The organism is Enterobacter cloacae complex sp. 277I4 (assembly GCF_050031465.1).
GTDB lineage: Bacteria > Pseudomonadota > Gammaproteobacteria > Enterobacterales > Enterobacteriaceae > Enterobacter > Enterobacter cloacae.
The window spans coordinates 4,668,647-4,686,449 of sequence record NZ_JBLGWC010000001.1; the positions used below are offsets into that span (position 1 = coordinate 4,668,647).

The window sequence follows — 17,803 nt, forward strand, 5'->3', positions numbered from 1 at the left end:
CCTCAGAAAGTCAGAACAGTGTCGTAGTGAGAGAGTTGTTCGCGCAGCGCAGCAGAAGACAGGCACGTGACATCCAGAACAAAAGGCGTCTTCTCATCTAATCCGCGAGCGGCCAGCGAGTCGGCGCACACATAGAAGGTTTCAATGTCGTACAGCGGCAGCACTTTAAAGGTGGCGATGTAGTCCCGCATCAAAATCGCCTGCGGTTGCTGGCCCGCCAGCAGCTGAATCACCCCGTCCCCTAAAAAGAAGACGCCGATCTCCTCGGTCAATGCAGATGTCGCGAGCAGCGCATCCAGCCCTTCTCGGCCCGATGCGCTACCGTGCGGGGCAGTGGTAAAAACAAACGCTACGCGTTTCATCAGAATTGCACCACTCGGTCACAGGTGAGCGCAGCCTGCGCCAGCGCGCCCAGACCACTTAGCGTAAATCCGGGCTGCAGGTTGGAACCGGCTAAACCAAGACGCGCGGCTTCGGTTGTATCAGCGACACCGCGACGCAGGGCCGCTGCCACGCAGATATGCAATTCAACACCCTGCGTCTCATTTAACGCCTGCCAGGCGCGCACCAGATCAAACTCATCGCTGGCCGGCGACGTAAACTGGTTCGCGTTATAAACCCCTTCCCGATAGAAGAAGACGCTCACCAGTTCGTGTCCGGCTTTTAGCAGCGCTTGGGCAAATTGCAGCGCGCTGCTGGCCTGCTGAGTGCCATACGCCGGGCCTGTCACCATTAACGCAAAACGCATTACTTATCTTGCCCCAGGAAATCACCGCTTTTGAACTGGCGAATATAGAGGTAGACCGTATGTTTGGAAATGTTCAGGCGGTCAGCCACCTGATTGATGGCGTCTTTGATATCAAAAATGCCTTTTTCATAGAGATTCAGCACGATCTGACGGTTCTTGGCGTTGTTCGATACGTTGCGATCGGCATTCACCTCTTCAATCGTGAACTCCAGCGTCTGCGTGACGAGATCCTCAACTGAAGAGGCAAAGTTAACAGAAGAGCCCACGTCTGGCGTTTCAGGCGGAATAAAGGTGCTCATGATTTGCGAGAATGGCACATCAAGGTTCATGTTGATGCACAGCAGTCCGATCACACGATGCTCGCGATTTCGAATAGCAATGGTTTCTGATTTCATCAGCACGCCGCTTTTGGCGCGAGTGAAATAGCATTTGGAGACGCTGCTGTCCGCGCCGGTCATGTCATGCAGCATACGCAATGCAAGGTCGGTAATTGGCGAACCAATTTTACGGCCAGTATGCTCACCATTAGCAATGCGGATGGCGGAACACTTCAGATCTTGCAGGGAGTGCAATACGATTTCGCAGTGGGACCCAATGAGCATCGCTAACCCGTCCACCACCGCTTCGTAGGATTTCAGAATATCGAAGTCGGTCTGGTCGAAAGGACGTTGATCCAGCAAATCAAGTTCACTGGTTTCGTTGGTTAAAAGCGACCTGGACATGAAAAAAACACTCCTTTTCAGGAGCCTGTCGTTAGGTTTTCAGGGCAGGCTCATTATCTACACGGACAACTAAATTAATACAGCGTACCTGGCACTTTCCAGTGTTAATTATATCTGCCCCACAATAAAAAAAACCGCCGCCTTAAAGGCGGCGGTTTTCATTACATTACTTCTTCGCGTCTGCGGCAGCTTTTTGATCTGCCTGCGCTTCTGGTTTCGCATCGGCTTTCGGTGCCGGTTTGATATCCAGCAGCTCTACGTCAAACACCAGCGTAGAGTTGGCAGGGATACCCGGAACGCCGGTTTTGCCATAGGCCAGATCCGGTGGGATAACCAGCTTGATCTTACCGCCTTTCTTGATGTTTTTCAGACCTTCAGTCCAGCCTGGGATCACACCATCCAGACGGAAGGAGAGCGGCTCACCGCGGGTGTAGGAGTTATCGAACTCTTTACCGTCGATCAGCGTACCTTTGTAGTTCACCACGACAGTATCGCTGTCTTTCGGTGCATCACCGGTACCTTCTTTCTCAACTTTGTATACCAGACCGGTAGAAGAGGTTTTTACGCCCTTCTCTTTAGCAAAGGTATCGCGGTAGGCTTTGCCTTTCGCTTCGTTGTCTTTCGCGTCCGCTTCCATCTTCGTCTGAGCGGCACCTTTCACACGCGCTTCGAACGCCTGCAGAGTCTGTTCAATTTCCTGGTCAGACAGTTTGCTCTTATCAGCAAACGCATCCTGAACACCCGCGATCAGCTGAGCTTTGTCCAGTTTGATGCCCAGTTTCTCTTGTTCTTTCAGAGAATTTTCCATGTAACGACCCAGAGATGCGCCCAGTGCGTAGGCAGATTTCTGGTCGTCATTTTTGAACGCCGCTTTGCTGTCTGCAGTTGCAGCAGGCTTCGCAGCAGTATCAGCAGCGAAGGACAGCGGCGCGTTCAGCGCAACAGCCATCGTCGTCGCCAGCAGCGTTACTTTAAACAGTGATTTCATCCATATCTCCAGGGCCTGGGGACTCTCACCCCAGCATTAAACGTAAATGAGCTACGTACTATAAAACGTTGTGGAAGAAATCTACAGACAGACTCTCCCGATTCTCGCCACTTTTAAGACTATTTTTGTTTAAATAAGTTTCTTGCCAAAGGGATGGATACTGCACTAAGGAACAAACTCAGTTAAACTTCGCCGCCGCTGGCCCATTATGGCGAATCAGAAACAGACGAGGTGAATGATGAAGGACACAACGATTGAAGCGAGACTGGCTGAACTGGAAAGCCGCCTGGCTTTTCAGGACATCACCATCGAAGAGCTTAACCAGACCGTGACCGCGCATGAACTCGAAATGGCGAAACTGCGGGATCATATGCGCCTGCTGACGGAAAAGCTGAAGGCTACGCAGCCGTCAAACATCGCCTCACAGTCTGAAGAGACGCCACCACCTCACTATTGAGGCGAAAAAAAAGCGGGATAATCCCGCTTTTTTATTTTCCGTTATACGGAATTAGTGGCAGCCACAGCCGCCGTTACCGCAACCACCTTTACCGTGGTCGTGACCATGGTCGTGGCCGTGGCCACCGCAGCAGCCGTCATGGCCGTGATCGTGGTCATGGTCATGACCGTGCGCACCGTGAACGTGGCCATGAGCCAGCTCTTCTTCGGTTGCTTCACGGATAGCGACAACTTCTACGTTGAACTTCAGGTTCTGGCCAGCCAGCATGTGGTTGCCATCAACCACAACGTGGTCGTCTTCAACTTCAGTAATTTCAACCGGAACCGGGCCCTGGTCAGTTTCCGCCAGGAAGCGCATGCCAACCTGCAGTTCGTCAACGCCCATGAACACGTCTTTAGGAACGCGCTGAACCAGGTTGTCGTCATACTGGCCGTATGCGTCGTTCGCGCCTACAGCAACGTCAAATTTATCGCCAACTTCATGACCTTCCAGCGCGTTTTCCAGGCCGGAAATCAGGGAACCGTGACCATGCAGGTAGTCCAGCGGCGCACTCACCGGAGACTCATCAACCAACACACCGTCTTCTGTACGTACCTGATAGGCCAGGCTGACCACCAGGTCTTTTGCTACTTTCATGATATCTCCTGAGCGTGGGAAAATTGCTGGCGCAGATTGTAGCGGAAATCTGCACCCGTGTACCCTTTAGCTTAAAAAAACTCAGGGCATATCGCTAGTCCGGATGAAAAATGCCGATCACTTGCTCTTCTTTGCGTACATGATCGCGTGCTTCTTTGTCGGCCTCACGCATCTGGTGGCCGCACTTAACACACTCAACAAAATCAATATTATTTTCACGCCACATTGCCAGAGTATCTTGCGCCTGGCAGGAAGGGCACTTTGCGCCCGCAATAAAGCGTTTACGTACAGCCATATTTGGTTACCCTTTATTCAAATTCGTCCCAGCCGTCCAGCTGGCGTCGTTCCTGCTGCATCTCACGCTGGAAAATCTCCTCCAGCTCGCGACGCGCTTCCCGCACGCGGGAAATCTGCGCCGTATCCGTGTGTACGGGCATCAGCTCGCGCAGCATTCGCATATCCAGCCGTCGGAAGTGCATCTGGGCCCGCTGCGCCTGATGCGGGTGCATACCCAGCGAAATCAACGCCTTGCGCCCCAGCTCCAGCGCACTGGAAAACGTCTCACGCGAGAAGTGTTTCACACCCGCCTGCAACAGTTCGTGCGCTTCAACACGTCCCCGCGCACGCGCCAGAATATGCAGATGCGGGAAATGCTGCTGGCAGAGTTCGACCAGCTTCATCGTATCTTCCGGATCGTTACAGGTTATGACGATCGACTCCGCCGCCTCCGCACCTGCGGATCGCAGCAGTTCGAGCTGCGTCGCATCGCCGTAGTAAACCTTGTAACCATATTTGCGCATCAGGTTGACCGCGCTGATATCCCGCTCGAGCACCGTGATGCGCATTTTGTTCGCCATCAGCAGACGACCAATCACCTGCCCGAAGCGGCCAAACCCCACCACAATCACTTGCGGCTTATCGTCTTCCACCCACGGGGCTTCATCTTCATCGTCAGCCGGGTTTAAGCGGCGCGACAGCAGTTTATCCACCAGCTTCATCAGCAGCGGCGTGGTCATCATCGACAGCGTGACCGTCACCAGCAGAAGCGCCATCTGATCGTCTTTGAACAGTTTCTGGGACGATGCCGTAGAGAACAGCACAAACGCGAACTCTCCCCCCTGGCTTAGCACGCTGGCAAACTGCATACGTTCCGAACTGCGCAGCCCGGATATACGCGCCAGGACATACAGCACCAGCGTTTTCACCGCCACCAGCACAGCCACGCTCACAATAACCCACAGCAGATGGGTATAGAGCACACCGAGATTGAGCGCCATGCCCACCGAAATAAAGAACAGCCCTAACAGCAGCCCTTTAAAGGGTTCGATCGCAATTTCCAGTTCGTGGCGGTATTCGCTCTCGGCGAGCAGCACCCCGGCGATAAACGTACCCAGCGCCATCGACAGCCCCAGCGCGTCCATAAACAGCGCAGAGCCTAATACCAGCAGCAGCGTTGCGGCGGTAAACACCTCGCGCACGCCTGACGCGGCGATGAAGCGGAACACCGGCCGCAGCAGAAAACGTCCCCCAATTAGCATGCCCGCAAAAGCCAGCACCTTCATGGAGACTTTTGCCCAGTCAAAGTGATCGTCACCCGGCCCGGCCAACAGCGGCACCAGCGCTAACGCCGGGATCACCGCTAAATCCTGAAACAGCAGCACCGAAAACCCCAGTTGCCCCGACTCACTGCGGTTCATGCCCTTATCCCGCATCAGCTGCAATGCCATCGCCGTTGAGGACATGGCAAGGCCAATACCGCCAATGGTCGCCGCCTGCCACGAAAAGTCAGTGAGCATCAGCAATCCGGCCAGAATGGCCGCGCTGAACAGCACCTGCGCCGCGCCAACGCCAAAGATAGAGCGCCGGAGCTGCCACAGCTTTGACGGATTCAGCTCCAGGCCAATGATGAACATCAGGAAGACCACACCCAGCTCGGAGAAATGGAGAATTTCATCGACATCGCTGATGAATCCCAGCCCCCAGGGGCCAATCGCGATCCCCGCCAGCAGATACCCGAGTACCGCGCCAATACCGAGCCGTGCGGCCAACGGTACAGCCACCACCGCGGCAAACAAAAACAGCACCCCGGCGAGGAGTAAATTCGATCCTTCCATTAACGCCCTCCTGCCGGAATCGGTGATGCCAGCCATTCTCCGTACGCTCTGGCGTGGCTCGCCAGCTCCTTCGGATCCTGACGCCGTGCCCAGTAGACAATAATCGGGCTCATCCAGTGCATTCGGCACATCGCCGCCGTCAGTTCAAACGGTCGCAGGATATCGCTCATCGGATAACGGTTAAGGCCATCGTAGCGGTAGGCGCTCTCCGGCTCACCGGTGGTAATCACACTACGCCAGTACTTTCCCGCCAGTTGGTTGCCCCCCACCCCGCTGGAAAACCCCCGGCTCAGCACCCGATCCAGCCACTCTTTCAGCAGGGCCGGACAGCTATAGGTATAGAGCGGATGCTGGAACACAATCACATCATGCTGACGCAGCAATTCCTGCTCGTACGGAATATCGATAAAGAAATCAGGGTAGTGCGCGTAGAGATCGTGCACCGTCACGTTACTGAGCTGAGTAGCCGGCTTAAGCAGGACGCGGTTTGCCACCGAGTCCTGAGATTCCGGATGGGCATACAGCAGCAGCACTTTTGCTGTCTGAGACATCACTCCCCTCCCGGTTCTGTTTCTGTTTTTGTGTATCGTCGTTGTTTTGGGCTACCATGGCGGCCCGGTGCGGAAAATGGCCCACACCTTACATTATCATAATGACAAATTAACATAGTCGGAACATACGGCGCTTCTATGATTGTTTTCTCCTCGTTACAAATTCGCCGCGGCGTGCGCGTCCTGCTGGATAACGCCACCGCCACCATTAATCCAGGTCAAAAAGTGGGTCTGGTCGGCAAAAATGGCTGCGGTAAATCCACCCTGCTGGCGCTGCTGAAAAACGAGATTAGCGCGGATGGCGGTAACTTTACTTATCCGGGAAACTGGCAGCTCGCCTGGGTAAACCAGGAGACGCCCGCCCTGAGTGAGCCGGCGCTCGACTATGTTATTGATGGCGATCGTGAATACCGTAAGCTGGAAGCGGAACTGAACGCCGCCAACGAGCGCAACGATGGCCACGCCATCGCCACCGTCCACGGCAAGCTGGACGCCATCGACGCGTGGACCATTCGCTCCCGCGCTTCCAGCCTGCTCCACGGCCTGGGGTTCAGCAACGAACAGCTTGAACGTCCCGTCAGCGACTTCTCCGGTGGCTGGCGTATGCGTCTTAACCTGGCGCAGGCGCTGATCTGCCGCTCCGATTTGCTGTTGCTCGATGAACCGACCAACCACCTCGATCTCGATGCGGTCATTTGGCTGGAGAAGTGGCTCAAGAGCTATCAGGGCACTCTGATTCTGATCTCCCACGACCGCGACTTCCTCGATCCGGTGGTGGATAAAATCATTCATATCGAACAGCAAAATATGTTCGAGTACACCGGTAACTACAGCTCTTTTGAACGCCAGCGCGCAACGCGCCTCGCTCAACAGCAGGCGATGTACGAAAGTCAGCAGCAGCGCGTGGCGCATCTGCAGAGTTTTGTTGACCGTTTCAAGGCCAAAGCCTCAAAGGCCAAGCAGGCCCAGAGCCGCATCAAGATGCTGGAACGCATGGAGATGATTGCCCCGGCGCACGTGGATAACCCGTTCCACTTCAGCTTCCGCGAGCCGGAGAGCCTGCCAAACCCGCTGCTGAAGATGGAAAAAGTGAGCGCCGGATACGGCGATCGCATCATCCTCGACTCCATCAAACTCAACCTGGTGCCGGGTTCGCGCATTGGTCTTCTGGGGCGTAACGGTGCCGGTAAGTCAACGCTCATCAAACTGCTGGCGGGCGAGCTTAACCCGGTAAGCGGCGAAATCGGTCTGGCGAAAGGCATCAAGCTTGGCTACTTCGCCCAGCATCAGCTGGAATTTTTACGCGCGGACGAGTCCCCTATCCAGCATCTGGCGCGTCTGGCACCGCAGGAGATGGAGCAGAAGCTGCGCGACTACCTCGGCGGCTTTGGCTTCCAGGGTGATAAGGTCACTGAAAACACAGAGCGTTTCTCCGGCGGCGAAAAAGCGCGTCTGGTGCTGGCGCTGATCGTCTGGCAGCGCCCGAACCTGCTGCTGCTCGATGAACCGACCAACCACCTCGACCTCGACATGCGTCAGGCGTTGACCGAAGCGCTGATTGAGTTTGAGGGCGCGCTGGTTGTGGTCTCGCACGATCGTCACCTGATCCGCTCCACCACGGACGATCTCTATCTGGTGCACGACGGTAAAGTCGAGCCGTTTGACGGCGACCTGGAAGACTATCAGCAGTGGCTGACGGACGTGCAGAAGCAAGAGAACCAGCCGGAAGAGTCGGCGAAAGAGAACGCCAACAGCGCGCAGGCGCGTAAAGATCAGAAGCGTCGTGAAGCTGAACTGCGTACTCAGACTCAACCACTGCGTAAAGAGATTGCCCGTCTCGAAAAAGAGATGGAAAAGCTCAACGCCACGCTTGCCGCCGTTGAAGAGAAGCTGGGCGACAGCGAACTGTATGACCAGAGCCGTAAAGCGGAGCTGACCGACTGTCTGCAAACCCAGGCGAAGACCAAATCCAGCCTCGAAGAGTGCGAAATGGCATGGCTGGATGCCCAGGAACAGCTGGAAGCGATGCTGCAGGCTGACTGACTCGTCGGGAGGGTTATGGGTTTCGATATCACGAGCGACATTACATTCCGTAAGCTCAGCATCTTCATGACGTTTATGGAGAAGGGCAATATCGCGCGTACTGCCGAAACGCTGGGTCTGAGCGGCGTCAGCGTGCATCGTGCACTGCATACTCTGGAAGAGAACGTCCGCTGTCCGCTCTTTACCCATAAGGGACGTAACCTGATTGCCCTTCCGTCCGCCTGGACGCTGCTGGAGTATTGTCAGGAGGTTATGCAGGTGATGGAGCGCGGGCTGGAAGAGTCCCGTAAAGTCGCCGGTATTGGTCAGGGACGGTTGCGCGTCGGCACGCTCTACTCGCTGACGCTGGAAACCGTGCCGCGCCTGATCATGGGCATGAAGCTGCGTCGCCCGGATCTGGAGATGGATCTGACGATGGGCTCTAACGATACGTTGCTGCATATGCTTGACGACGGTACGCTGGACGCGATCCTCATCTCGATTTCCGAAAGCAATATCGACCGCAACAGCCTTGAAGTCCTCCCCCTGTTTCATGATGACATTTTCCTGGCCGCGCCTGCCTCTGCCACGCTGAATACCAGCGGGCTGGCGGATTTACGCGATTACAAAGATCAGAAATTTGTCTCGCTGGCAGAAGGGTTTGCCACCTATGCGGGGTTCCAGGAAGCATTTCATATCGCCGGATTTGAACCGGAAATCGTCACCCGCGTGAATGACATTTTCTCAATGCTTAGCCTGGTTCAGGCGGGCGTCGGCTTTACGCTGATGCCGGGCAGGATGAAGAAGGTCTACGAAAATTCGGTGCAGCTACTGAAGCTGGCAGAACCGTACCAGATGCAGCAGCTTATCGCGATTGTGTTCGCCCGCAACCGCGAGCAGGACCCGAGCCTGCGGGCATTAGCCGCCGAAGGGCGGATGTATGCGCGCAGCCTGCAGGAAAGTGTGTGATACAAAACAAGGCAACCGAACCCGTAGGCCCGGTAAGGCGTAGCCGCCACCGGGCTAAAAATTCACGCACGAAGCCTTCCTGCCAGATGCACCGCCACATCCACACCGCTGCGCTCGAGTGATATGGTCTCCCCTTCCCACGCCGCCTGACGTGTCAGGCAGGTCAGGACGCCACCGGGCGGCATCTCGATCGCCAGCCGGGCTTCGCGTTCGTTAGCGGAAATCATCGCCTCCTGCCAGCGCACCGTACGCGCCATGTTCATCGCCAGATCGTCCGCGATCTTTTCCGGCTGCCAGAGCACGCGCCCGGTGCTGCCGCTCAGGTACGCACAGCGTGGACGAGCCAGCGTGACGGACTCAAACGCCGCCGCCAGCTTTTGTGCCGGCTCCGCCAGCAGTTCACAATGGGATGGCACGCTGACTGCCAGCCTTTGCACTTTGCTCGCCCCCTTTTCCAGGGCGCGTTTTGCCACCTGCGCCATCCCTTCATCGGATCCGGCAATGACGATCTGCGTTTCGGCATTCAGGTTAGCAATATACGTTCCGCTACCCTCGATAAGCTGTTCCACCTGCGGCAGGGTTAAGCCCATGATGGCCGTCAGGCCGTAGCCGTGGGGCCAGGCCTGCTCCATCAGGTCGCCACGCAGCGCCACCAGCTTAAGCGCGTCCGAAAATTCCAGCGCCCCTGCCACTACCGCCGCGGGATAAGCGCCAATCGATAAACCGCTGACGATGTCAGGCGACACGTCACGTCGCTCCAGCTCGCGCGGCCAGGACACGCCAGCAATGAGCAGAGAAAGCTGAACCGCACGGGTATGGGTTAACGAAGCGGCACTGTCCAGCGTATCAACTTCGGCACCCAGCACCTCACGCGCCTGAGCCAGTTCCGTTCCCGGCAGGTTTTGCAGCATACCTTCATGCTGCGTACCCTGCCCCGGAAAGGTAAACAGTATTTTCATCACTCCTCCCTGCGCCATGGGTCAACCACCAGGCGTGGCCCACGGCGGGTTTTCAGCAGCGTTTTGCCATCGCGCAGCCACTCCGCCAGCGCGAATCCGCCCTCTGGCGTATCCACCTGGGTATCAGCCCGGCACAGCGCACCACTCAACTGCGACTGCCAGGCGGTAAACGCGTCGGGTGATATCGGCTGCGGGGCGCGGATCAGCAGATCAAGATCGCTGTCGGCATGGATCACCGGAATGCCGGTCGCCAGCGCATAGCCGGTGCTGCCGGTTATGCCCCACGTCCACGGCCACGACTGCTGCGCAAGCTGTAACGCCACCTGAACCGGTGGCTGGGTGACAAACGGCGAACGCAGCAGATCGGCGGTGACGCACAGCTCTTCAGGTGACATCACGCGTAACACATTCCCGGGCTTCACCCATCCAGCCGCCCGCTGGTCGCGGCGCAGTCCGCGCACGCCAACGGGGATTCGGCCATCGTTATCAACATCACGCCGCACCACCACCGGCAAGCCGGTATGCCAGGCGGCATCCACCCAGGTTTCAGTAATACCTTCCAGCGCGTCGCGCGAGGTAAGCCAGATGAGGTCGTGGGGGCGTAATGTTGTGGTCATGATTACATTCCTGAAGTCAGCGAGATAAACAGCGGCAGCGACAGGATACACAGGACTGAGCTTAACAGCAGTACCGCTTCTGCATCCGGTGACTGCACGCCAAAGCGGTTACCAAACACGACCCCGAAGAAGCCCGCAGACAGTGCAATCATCAGAATGGCGGTGATCGCCACGGAGCCGTGCAGACCGAAGATTAAAACGATACCCCAGGCAATGGCTGGCTGGATAAGCAGCTTGGCGATGGTGGAAGTGATCACCATGGTGTTGATCTGCAGCTTACGGGCAGAGAGGATCACCCCAGTCAGGAACAGCGCCGCAGCGGTGGCAGACAGCCCCAACGGTTTAATTGCAGAGAGGACCAGTTCCGGCATTTTGATGCCGATGGCGGATAAAATCACACCCAGCAGAGGCCCCATCACGATCGGTTTTTTAATGGATCGCCACATCAGCACCGGCAGCATAGAGAGGGTTGAGCCGGAGGTATTGCCCTCAGCGCGCGCTTTTTCCCGCTCCAGGATCAGCAGACAGAACGGCGTCATCAGCACGGACCCGCAGGCAATAGAGACCGCCACAGACAGAGACGTGGTAGATCCTTCACCCAGCACGCTGCCCAGAATCGGCAGACCAAGCGCCGCATAGTTTGGCAGCGCGACGGTGAGCGTCAGCACGGCCGCATCCTGAGGGGATTTTTTAAAGACCTTCGTGGCAAGGAAATAGATGGCTGCGTAGGTGATCCACATCGCCAGAGTCAGTACCAGGATCAGCGGCGACTGCGCCACGATACCGGTCCACGGGGTTTGCACGGTCGCGCTGAACAGCGCGGCAGGCAGCGCAAAATCCATGACGAAGATATTGAGCAGGGAAACATTTTTGTTATCGACCATCTTTGCCTTACCGGCCCAGAATCCCAGCAGCATGATGACGAAAATCGGTGCGAGAGCATGAACAATTACGTAAGTCATAAATCACCTGTGATTAAAAAGAAGTAGCACTGGCGCGATGATTATTATTTTCAGGATGCAGCTTCCCGCACGGGCGTAACGGATACGCCCGTGAGGTTGTGCATCTGGCAGGTCTCTTTTTACTTACCAGCTGGCGCGCATACGTTCGCGTACGAGCGCCGAACTGCGGCGATTGTCAGCACCCAGACGGCTTTTCAGCGTCGGATCCTGACGAGCGTCACTGATGGCCTGTTGCAGGGTGGTTTTCACCAGCGTCAGGTCGCTATCGGATGGGGCATCCGGGTTACTGATATCCAGCAGGCTCGAGAGCAGCCCCAGCGTGGCGTAGTTGCTGATGTCATACGCCATAGGTGGAATAGTGGCGGCCAGTTTTTCCAGCGCCTCCACGCTGCGCAGGGTGATCCGCGCGGCAGACGCTTTCCCCATGGCATGGATGAGCACGCCTTTATCGTTAAAGGCAATCAGGCGGTTGGCCTGGTAGCCATGCGCCAGAAACGCGCCGGACATGGCTTTACCCACAATCAGGCCAATCACCGCATGACCCGCCAGGCGCGCGTTGGCGTAGGCGGCCGCAGCGCCTGCCAGCGCCTGGTGGATACCAAACGCCTCTTCGCGACGGCCATAAGCCTGGCTTGGGACGTCGATCACCGCCACAATCGGGCGTTTAACGGCTTTATCAGCATCTGCCGCGACGGTTTCGCTGACCACTTTCGCCAGCGTCCAGCCTTCAAGCAGGCCGACTTCCCCTTTCGCCGCGCGCGGGAAGTGGTTGTTGGCATCCGGCACTACGGCGATAAAACGCACCGTTTCACCGTTCAGCTCGCCGTCTGCCGCCTGCACGGACGGGCACAGCCCCTCAATACGTTTGGCGTTCGGGACGAGGGTTTCCAGCCAGCGTTCGCCACGGCTCATTGCGTTACTCATCATTTCACCTCCCGGGCAAAAAGCGCGTTAATCTGTTCGGCATCGGCCTGCTTGCGGGTGTCGAAATTCATCAGGCGGTTCAGGTAATCGTCGTAGTTATCGGTGCGATGTTTTGCCGGGACGCCTTTGGCGATGGCCTCGTCCATCGCGGCTTTCACCGCATTCACCCCGTCGCCGACCAGCGCGTCCACCAGCCCGCTCTGATAGCGAACCTCACCGCCGGTCATGCTCCAGATAAACGGACGGTCGCGGGAGTCGTACTCTTCAATGCCCGCTTCCTGCTCAATAACCTGCGGGCCGTTTAACCCCAGACGCGCTTCGCGGGTCACAATCAGGTAGCTGCAAAGCGCTGCGGCGATGGACATCCCGCCGAAGCAGCCCACGGTTCCGGCCACAATCCCGATAACGGGCGTGTAGCGACGCAGGTCAACAATCGCCGCGTGGATATCGGCAATCGCCGCCAGGCCGAGGTTGGCTTCCTGCAGGCGTACGCCGCCGGTTTCGAGGCACAGCACCGCCTGAGTCGGAATGCCGTTGCGGTTATCTTCCGCCGCCAGCTCCAGCGCTGCTGCCATTTTCGCGCCGGAGACCTCGCCCATGCTGCCGCCCTGGAACGCGCCTTCAATCGCCACGACGACCGCAGGCTGGCCGTTGATAGTCCCTTTCGCGACCACCATGCCATCATCGGCCTGAGGCACAATGCCCTGTGGCCCCAACCACGGAGAGATAATGCCTGCAAACGGATCCAGCAGTTCGCGGTAGCTGCCCTCGTCGAGCAACGCCTGCGCACGCTGGCGCGCTTTTAATTCGATAAAGCTGCTGTCATCACGCATGGCTCACCCCTTCAAAAACCTGTTCGATACGAATGCGCGCCACGCCCGGCGTCGCGCCAAAGTCGTGGATGGTCAGTTTGCCTGCGGGCAGACTGCTGACGGTCTCCAGGCGGCTGAATAACGCCTCCCAGCGCCCACGGCTGTTGTCGACGGAGGTGGTGATATCAATGGTTAAGGTCTGGCCCGGTTCGGCGGTGAACAGCACCTCCATATCCCCGGATCCAACTACCCCTGCCAGCGCCCGGCCGCTTAACGTGCGGCTGGCTGGCATGGTCAATGTGATTTTTTCCATAACATCCTCTTAATGCTTTGAATAGGGCGTTTCGACACGGTCAAGAAACAGCGTGGCGGCAAGCAGGTCGGCGGCACCGCCCGGTGAGGCATTGAGCGTCAGCATCTGGCGATCTAACCGCGCCAGCGCCTGCTGCCCCGCGAGCGTTGCGCATCCTCCGGCGTTCAGTACCGCCCGGGCGCCGTTCTGCATGGCGTCCAGCCCCTCCATTCCGGCGCGCGACAGCACGCAGGTATCGGTGAGCGAGGTCATGATTGCCATCAACGCGTCGAGTCTGGCGTTTGTTTCGCTGCTGCCGTTGAGGCGGCTCAGGCGAAGCTGCGGCAGCGCGCGCTGCATGATGTGCGGAAACGCCTGCTGAGCCTCTTCCCGCGCGCCAGGTACGCGGTAGCGGTGCGTGGCGCGTAACCCCTTACTGAACACCTTCGGTGCCGCGTCGTCCGGGAGTTTCGCCAGCTGTGCGGCGGTGTTAGCGACGGTTTGCGCGCGGGCATCGCCGCCCAGCATCGCCACCGCGCTCACCAGCAGTCCCAGCGCCCAGATTGCGCCACGGTGCGTATTCACGCCGTCGGTGGCGATCATCATCTGCCGTTCGCCTTCACGGCCAAGGCGGCCAACGGTTTGCCGTAGGGCAATATCCGCCGGACGCTGCCAGCTCTGCTGCGCCAGCGCCTGAAACGTGGAGGTCAGGCTGTGCGCGGAGCGCTCCATCAGCGCAAGCGATAAATCGTGGTGCGCGCCGTTCCCCCGACTGTCCACCAGACCGGGTTTCGGGCTTAAGCGTGCTTCGTCAATCAGACACTGCGTGGCGGTTCGCGCCAGCCATTCGGCACCGCCTTCAACCTGAATCTGGGGCAGAAGTGTCATTACCAGCTCCGGAATTTCGCAGGTGGGTTGTAGAGACCGCCGGACCACTCAACGAGGTCAGCCACGCTGCCCGCCGCCAGCAGAGAGCGAGTGGCATCGGTACGGCGAATCCCCATGTCTTCCGGGTACACGACCTTGCCGCTCTGGCGCAGTTCCGCCACGCGTCTGGCATCCACGCCCAGACCGATATCGGTGATACCCGCCACGGCCGCGACCATGGCGCGACGCTCTTCCAGATCTTTTGCCCGGTAGAGGTAGGCAATCCCCTCTTCCGTCAGCACGTGGGTGACGTCATCGCCGTAAATCATCACCGGTGCCAGCGGCATGCCGGAGGCTTTCGCCACGTCAACGGCGTCCAGTTTTTCCACGAAGGTGGGCTTCACGCCCGCCTGGAAGGTTTCCACCATCTGCACGACCAGTTTTTTACCGCGTTGCATCGGGTCGGGTTCGGTGATCATGTTCAGCCAGGCCGGAGTGGCGTGGCGACGGCCGTGTGGATCATGGCCCATGTTCGGCGCGCCGCCGAAGCCGGAGAGACGACCGCGGGTCACCGTTGAGGAGTTGGCGTAACCATCCACCTGCAGGGTTGAGCCGATAAACATATCCACCGCGTACTGGCCCGCCAGCTGGCAGAAGGCGCGGTTGGAGCGCATGGAGCCGTCAGCACCGGTGAAGAACACGTCCGGACGGGCGCGGATGTACTCTTCCATCCCCAGTTCGCCGCCGAAGCAGTGCACGCTCTCCACCCAGCCGCTTTCAATTGCCGGGATCAGCGTCGGATGCGGGTTCAGCGTCCAGTGTTTACAGATTTTGCCCTTCAGGCCGAGCTGTTCACCGTAAGTGGGCAGCAGCAGCTCAATTGCCGCGGTGTTAAAACCGATCCCGTGGTTCAGAGACTGCACCTGATGTTCAGCGTAGATGCCTTTGATGGCCATCATCGCCATCAGGATATGTTCCTGTTTGATCAGGCGCGGGTCGCGGGTAAACAGCGGTTCGATAAAGAATGGCTTGTCGGCCACCACCACGTAGTCAATCCAGGAGCCTGGGATATCAACGCGCGGCAGGTCGCATTCGTCGTCCACCAGCTCGTTAACCTGTGCGATGACGATGCCATCGTGGAACGCGGCGGCCTCCACCAGCGCCGGGGTATCTTCGGTACTTGCTCCGGTGTAGAGATTGCCTTTGCGGTCTGCTTTAAACCCGGCGATCAGCGCCACGTTTGGTGAAAGGTCGACGTAGAGACGTGAATACAGTTCGATATAGGTATGAATAGCACCGATTTCGAGTTGACCATCCTCCAGCAGCTGGGAGATGCGCAGGCTCTGTGTGCCGGAGAAGGAGAAGTCCAGCTTACGGGCAATGCCCTTCTCAAAGATATCCAGATGTTCACTGCGGCCAACGCTAGGCATGATCATGTGCAGGTCATGCACAATTTGTGGGTTTACTTCGGCCAGCGAGCGGGAAAGAAAATCCGCCTGCTTCTGGTTGTTGCCTTCCAGAACAACCTTATCGCCTGGCGCGATCAGCTTTTCCAGCATGGCGACAAGGTCGCCGGTTGGCAGAACCTTGCCCTGCACCGGTACGGAGGCCAGACGACGCGCTTTTTCGCTGCGTCGGGTGTTCCATTGCCGGGTGGGTATTTGCCCAGATAACATTATTAACCTCCTGATTCAGCACATCATTTTGATTTGCTTAACGCTGAGTAAAGTCTGCACCCTGGCGGAAAAGGCATCAATTAAGCGTAGAGTGGAATCATTAGCCTGAGAGTAATAATCAAGGTAAATATTTGTGATCGGGATCAGTTCATGCTTCGGAAAACCAGGCTAAACGGGGTACAATTCGGAAGGTATAGTAAATTTCTGACAAGAATCAGCATCGCCCTTATGACCCAAATCATTCCCTCAGACTTCGACCTCACCGCCGAAGACAGCACTGATTTCGTGCCCATGCGCGGCGTGGCCAACTGCCACCTGCAGACCATGCTGCCGCGCCTGATCCGCCGCAAGGTGCAGTTCACTCCGCACTGGCAGCGGCTGGATTTGCCGGACGGTGATTTTCTGGATCTCGCCTGGAGCGAAGATCCCGAACAGGCGCGCCATAAACCCCGCCTGGTGGTGTTTCATGGTCTGGAAGGCAGCCTGCACAGCCCGTATGCCCATGGGTTAATCCAGGCGGCAAAAGCGCGCGGCTGGCTGGGCGTGGTGATGCATTTTCGGGGATGCAGCGGCGAGCCGAATCGTCAGAAACGCATCTATCACTCCGGCGAAACCGAAGATGGCACCTGGTTTTTGCACTGGCTGCGGGATAATTTCGGCACCGTGCCGACGGCGGCGGTGGGCTATTCGCTCGGCGGAAATATGCTGGCCTGTCTGCTGGCTAAAGAGGGAGACGCGGTACCGCTGAATGCCGCGGTGATTGTCTCTGCCCCCTTCATGCTGGAACAGTGCAGCTACCACATGGAGAAAGGCTTTTCCCGGGTCTATCAGCGCTATCTGCTCAACCTGCTGAAAGCCAATGCGGCGCGCAAGCTGAAGGCCTATCCGGATACCCTGCCGGTGAGCCTGCGTCAGTTGAAAAAGGTCCGCCGCATTCGTGAGTTCGACGACCTGATCACCGCCAAAATTCATGGGTTCGCCGATGCCATTGACTACTATCGTCAGTGCAGCGCCATGCCGCTGCTCAGCAAGATCACTCAGCCGACGCTGATCATTCACGCGAAAGATGACCCGTTTATGGATCATCACTCCATCCCTGCACAGGAATTTCTGCCCGACAACGTTCACTATCAGCTGACCGAGCACGGCGGCCACGTGGGGTTTGTCGGCGGAACGCTGCGTCGCCCGAAAATGTGGCTGGAGACGCGCATTCCTGACTGGTTAACCCCTTACCTGGACGGTGCAACATGATTATCCCCTGGCAGGATCTGGCGCCCGAAACGCTCGATAATCTGATTGAAAGCTTTGTCTTGCGTGAAGGCACCGATTATGGTGAACATGAACGCTCGCTTGAGCAAAAGGTCAACGATGTTAAACGCCAGCTTAAAAGCGGCGACGTGGTGCTGGTGTGGTCTGAACTGCATGAGACGGTCAATATCATGCCCCGCAACGCGTTTCACGGCTGATCTTTCAACCTTTCCAGTCAG

21 protein-coding genes are annotated in these 17,803 nt (G+C 57.5%); 5 read left to right on the forward strand and 16 right to left on the reverse strand.

All coding sequences use genetic code 11. The features are described 5' to 3' along the window. Positions 1-2: 2 nt before the first annotated feature. From tusC to fkpA, 4 genes are all read right to left on the reverse strand, one after another. Positions 3-362, reverse strand: coding sequence for a sulfurtransferase complex subunit TusC (gene tusC / locus ACQG19_RS22790; protein WP_222169131.1), 360 nt, complete (start codon positions 360-362; stop codon positions 3-5). Beyond that, entirely contained in the window at positions 362-748 is a 387-nt protein-coding gene (gene tusD, locus ACQG19_RS22795) for a sulfurtransferase complex subunit TusD (protein ID WP_048972832.1), read from the reverse strand. Before tusD ends, tusC begins: the two co-directional genes overlap by 1 nt. After that, entirely contained in the window at positions 748-1,470 is a 723-nt protein-coding gene (locus ACQG19_RS22800) for a helix-turn-helix transcriptional regulator (RefSeq protein WP_003861697.1), read from the reverse strand. The genes tusD and ACQG19_RS22800 overlap by 1 nt, the downstream gene beginning before the upstream one ends. 166 nt (positions 1,471-1,636) lie before the next feature. Continuing rightward, the gene (fkpA, locus tag ACQG19_RS22805; RefSeq protein ID WP_013099036.1) at positions 1,637-2,458 is read right to left on the reverse strand and encodes an FKBP-type peptidyl-prolyl cis-trans isomerase; all 822 of its coding nucleotides are present in this window, start codon (positions 2,456-2,458) and stop codon (positions 1,637-1,639) included. 238 nt (positions 2,459-2,696) lie between these two features. Here fkpA and ACQG19_RS22810 point away from each other — a divergent pair, with 238 nt between their 5' ends. Then, the gene (locus ACQG19_RS22810) at positions 2,697-2,915 is read left to right on the forward strand and encodes a protein SlyX (RefSeq protein WP_003861693.1); all 219 of its coding nucleotides are present in this window, start codon (positions 2,697-2,699) and stop codon (positions 2,913-2,915) included. A gap of 51 nt (positions 2,916-2,966) precedes the next feature. Here the strand turns inward: ACQG19_RS22810 and slyD are convergent, their stop codons facing one another. From slyD to kefG, 4 genes are all read right to left on the reverse strand, one after another. Next, positions 2,967-3,551 carry a peptidylprolyl isomerase gene (slyD, locus tag ACQG19_RS22815; protein ID WP_013099037.1) on the reverse strand — a complete coding sequence of 195 codons (585 nt, stop codon included), beginning with the start codon at positions 3,549-3,551 and terminating at the stop codon, positions 2,967-2,969. Between the two features lie 94 nt (positions 3,552-3,645). Beyond that, positions 3,646-3,846, reverse strand: a complete 201-nt coding sequence (locus tag ACQG19_RS22820) for a YheV family putative zinc ribbon protein (RefSeq protein ID WP_246932340.1) — start codon at positions 3,844-3,846, stop codon at positions 3,646-3,648. A 13-nt stretch (positions 3,847-3,859) separates the two neighbouring features. After that, on the reverse strand, positions 3,860-5,665 hold the full coding sequence (gene kefB, locus ACQG19_RS22825; protein WP_020690480.1) for a glutathione-regulated potassium-efflux system protein KefB: 1,806 nt from the start codon (positions 5,663-5,665) through the stop codon (positions 3,860-3,862). Further along, positions 5,665-6,216, reverse strand: coding sequence for a glutathione-regulated potassium-efflux system ancillary protein KefG (kefG, locus tag ACQG19_RS22830; RefSeq protein WP_013099040.1), 552 nt, complete (start codon positions 6,214-6,216; stop codon positions 5,665-5,667). The genes kefB and kefG overlap by 1 nt, the downstream gene beginning before the upstream one ends. A gap of 138 nt (positions 6,217-6,354) precedes the next feature. Here kefG and ACQG19_RS22835 point away from each other — a divergent pair, with 138 nt between their 5' ends. Both ACQG19_RS22835 and ACQG19_RS22840 read left to right on the forward strand, forming a co-directional pair. Further along, positions 6,355-8,259: an ABC transporter ATP-binding protein gene (locus ACQG19_RS22835; protein WP_013099041.1), complete on the forward strand. Its 1,905-nt coding sequence runs from the start codon at positions 6,355-6,357 to the stop codon at positions 8,257-8,259. A gap of 15 nt (positions 8,260-8,274) precedes the next feature. Then, positions 8,275-9,207 carry a LysR family transcriptional regulator gene (locus ACQG19_RS22840; RefSeq protein ID WP_013099042.1) on the forward strand — a complete coding sequence of 311 codons (933 nt, stop codon included), beginning with the start codon at positions 8,275-8,277 and terminating at the stop codon, positions 9,205-9,207. A gap of 62 nt (positions 9,208-9,269) precedes the next feature. Here the strand turns inward: ACQG19_RS22840 and mdcH are convergent, their stop codons facing one another. The 8 genes from mdcH to mdcA form a co-directional block, all read right to left on the reverse strand. Continuing rightward, positions 9,270-10,166 (reverse strand): malonate decarboxylase subunit epsilon, encoded by an 897-nt coding sequence (gene mdcH, locus ACQG19_RS22845; RefSeq protein WP_426725986.1) that lies wholly within the window; start codon positions 10,164-10,166, stop codon positions 9,270-9,272. Next, the gene (locus ACQG19_RS22850; RefSeq protein WP_222169129.1) at positions 10,166-10,783 is read right to left on the reverse strand and encodes a malonate decarboxylase holo-ACP synthase; all 618 of its coding nucleotides are present in this window, start codon (positions 10,781-10,783) and stop codon (positions 10,166-10,168) included. Before ACQG19_RS22850 ends, mdcH begins: the two co-directional genes overlap by 1 nt. A gap of 2 nt (positions 10,784-10,785) precedes the next feature. Further along, positions 10,786-11,745: an AEC family transporter gene (locus tag ACQG19_RS22855; RefSeq protein WP_029882149.1), complete on the reverse strand. Its 960-nt coding sequence runs from the start codon at positions 11,743-11,745 to the stop codon at positions 10,786-10,788. Positions 11,746-11,868: 123 nt separating this feature from the next. Beyond that, positions 11,869-12,669 (reverse strand): biotin-independent malonate decarboxylase subunit gamma, encoded by an 801-nt coding sequence (gene mdcE, locus ACQG19_RS22860; protein ID WP_029882150.1) that lies wholly within the window; start codon positions 12,667-12,669, stop codon positions 11,869-11,871. Continuing rightward, positions 12,669-13,502 carry a biotin-independent malonate decarboxylase subunit beta gene (locus ACQG19_RS22865; protein WP_023619828.1) on the reverse strand — a complete coding sequence of 278 codons (834 nt, stop codon included), beginning with the start codon at positions 13,500-13,502 and terminating at the stop codon, positions 12,669-12,671. The genes mdcE and ACQG19_RS22865 overlap by 1 nt, the downstream gene beginning before the upstream one ends. Then, entirely contained in the window at positions 13,495-13,794 is a 300-nt protein-coding gene (gene mdcC, locus ACQG19_RS22870) for a malonate decarboxylase acyl carrier protein (RefSeq protein ID WP_029882152.1), read from the reverse strand. The genes ACQG19_RS22865 and mdcC overlap by 8 nt, the downstream gene beginning before the upstream one ends. Before the next feature lie 9 nt (positions 13,795-13,803). Beyond that, a complete protein-coding gene (locus ACQG19_RS22875) occupies positions 13,804-14,661 on the reverse strand; it encodes a triphosphoribosyl-dephospho-CoA synthase (protein WP_013099049.1) in 858 nt (285 codons plus the stop codon). Next, on the reverse strand, positions 14,661-16,316 hold the full coding sequence (gene mdcA / locus ACQG19_RS22880) for a malonate decarboxylase subunit alpha (RefSeq protein ID WP_013099050.1): 1,656 nt from the start codon (positions 16,314-16,316) through the stop codon (positions 14,661-14,663). Before mdcA ends, ACQG19_RS22875 begins: the two co-directional genes overlap by 1 nt. Positions 16,317-16,544: 228 nt before the next feature. Between mdcA and ACQG19_RS22885 the strand changes: the two genes are divergently transcribed. Both ACQG19_RS22885 and ACQG19_RS22890 read left to right on the forward strand, forming a co-directional pair. Further along, the gene (locus ACQG19_RS22885) at positions 16,545-17,567 is read left to right on the forward strand and encodes a hydrolase (RefSeq protein WP_013099052.1); all 1,023 of its coding nucleotides are present in this window, start codon (positions 16,545-16,547) and stop codon (positions 17,565-17,567) included. Beyond that, on the forward strand, positions 17,564-17,782 hold the full coding sequence (locus ACQG19_RS22890) for a YheU family protein (RefSeq protein ID WP_013099053.1): 219 nt from the start codon (positions 17,564-17,566) through the stop codon (positions 17,780-17,782). The genes ACQG19_RS22885 and ACQG19_RS22890 overlap by 4 nt, the downstream gene beginning before the upstream one ends. Positions 17,783-17,803 lie beyond the last annotated feature (21 nt).

Excerpts from the sequence above, each read along its gene's own strand:
- ACQG19_RS22885 (WP_013099052.1), top strand. The coding sequence starts at position 16,545 with ATGACCCAAATCATTCCCTCAGACTTCGACCTCACCGCCGAAGACAGC.
- tusC (WP_222169131.1), bottom strand. The coding sequence starts at position 362 with ATGAAACGCGTAGCGTTTGTTTTTACCACTGCCCCGCACGGTAGCGCA.
- mdcA (WP_013099050.1), bottom strand. The coding sequence starts at position 16,316 with ATGTTATCTGGGCAAATACCCACCCGGCAATGGAACACCCGACGCAGC.
- tusD (WP_048972832.1), bottom strand. The coding sequence starts at position 748 with ATGCGTTTTGCGTTAATGGTGACAGGCCCGGCGTATGGCACTCAGCAG.
- kefB (WP_020690480.1), bottom strand. The coding sequence starts at position 5,665 with ATGGAAGGATCGAATTTACTCCTCGCCGGGGTGCTGTTTTTGTTTGCC.
- slyD (WP_013099037.1), bottom strand. The coding sequence starts at position 3,551 with ATGAAAGTAGCAAAAGACCTGGTGGTCAGCCTGGCCTATCAGGTACGT.
- ACQG19_RS22890 (WP_013099053.1), top strand. The coding sequence starts at position 17,564 with ATGATTATCCCCTGGCAGGATCTGGCGCCCGAAACGCTCGATAATCTG.
- ACQG19_RS22800 (WP_003861697.1), bottom strand. The coding sequence starts at position 1,470 with ATGTCCAGGTCGCTTTTAACCAACGAAACCAGTGAACTTGATTTGCTG.
- ACQG19_RS22840 (WP_013099042.1), top strand. The coding sequence starts at position 8,275 with ATGGGTTTCGATATCACGAGCGACATTACATTCCGTAAGCTCAGCATC.
- ACQG19_RS22875 (WP_013099049.1), bottom strand. The coding sequence starts at position 14,661 with ATGACACTTCTGCCCCAGATTCAGGTTGAAGGCGGTGCCGAATGGCTG.
- ACQG19_RS22850 (WP_222169129.1), bottom strand. The coding sequence starts at position 10,783 with ATGACCACAACATTACGCCCCCACGACCTCATCTGGCTTACCTCGCGC.
- mdcH (WP_426725986.1), bottom strand. The coding sequence starts at position 10,166 with ATGAAAATACTGTTTACCTTTCCGGGGCAGGGTACGCAGCATGAAGGT.
- mdcC (WP_029882152.1), bottom strand. The coding sequence starts at position 13,794 with ATGGAAAAAATCACATTGACCATGCCAGCCAGCCGCACGTTAAGCGGC.
- ACQG19_RS22855 (WP_029882149.1), bottom strand. The coding sequence starts at position 11,745 with ATGACTTACGTAATTGTTCATGCTCTCGCACCGATTTTCGTCATCATG.
- ACQG19_RS22820 (WP_246932340.1), bottom strand. The coding sequence starts at position 3,846 with ATGGCTGTACGTAAACGCTTTATTGCGGGCGCAAAGTGCCCTTCCTGC.
- ACQG19_RS22810 (WP_003861693.1), top strand. The coding sequence starts at position 2,697 with ATGAAGGACACAACGATTGAAGCGAGACTGGCTGAACTGGAAAGCCGC.
- ACQG19_RS22835 (WP_013099041.1), top strand. The coding sequence starts at position 6,355 with ATGATTGTTTTCTCCTCGTTACAAATTCGCCGCGGCGTGCGCGTCCTG.
- ACQG19_RS22865 (WP_023619828.1), bottom strand. The coding sequence starts at position 13,502 with ATGCGTGATGACAGCAGCTTTATCGAATTAAAAGCGCGCCAGCGTGCG.
- mdcE (WP_029882150.1), bottom strand. The coding sequence starts at position 12,669 with ATGAGTAACGCAATGAGCCGTGGCGAACGCTGGCTGGAAACCCTCGTC.
- kefG (WP_013099040.1), bottom strand. The coding sequence starts at position 6,216 with ATGTCTCAGACAGCAAAAGTGCTGCTGCTGTATGCCCATCCGGAATCT.
- fkpA (WP_013099036.1), bottom strand. The coding sequence starts at position 2,458 with ATGAAATCACTGTTTAAAGTAACGCTGCTGGCGACGACGATGGCTGTT.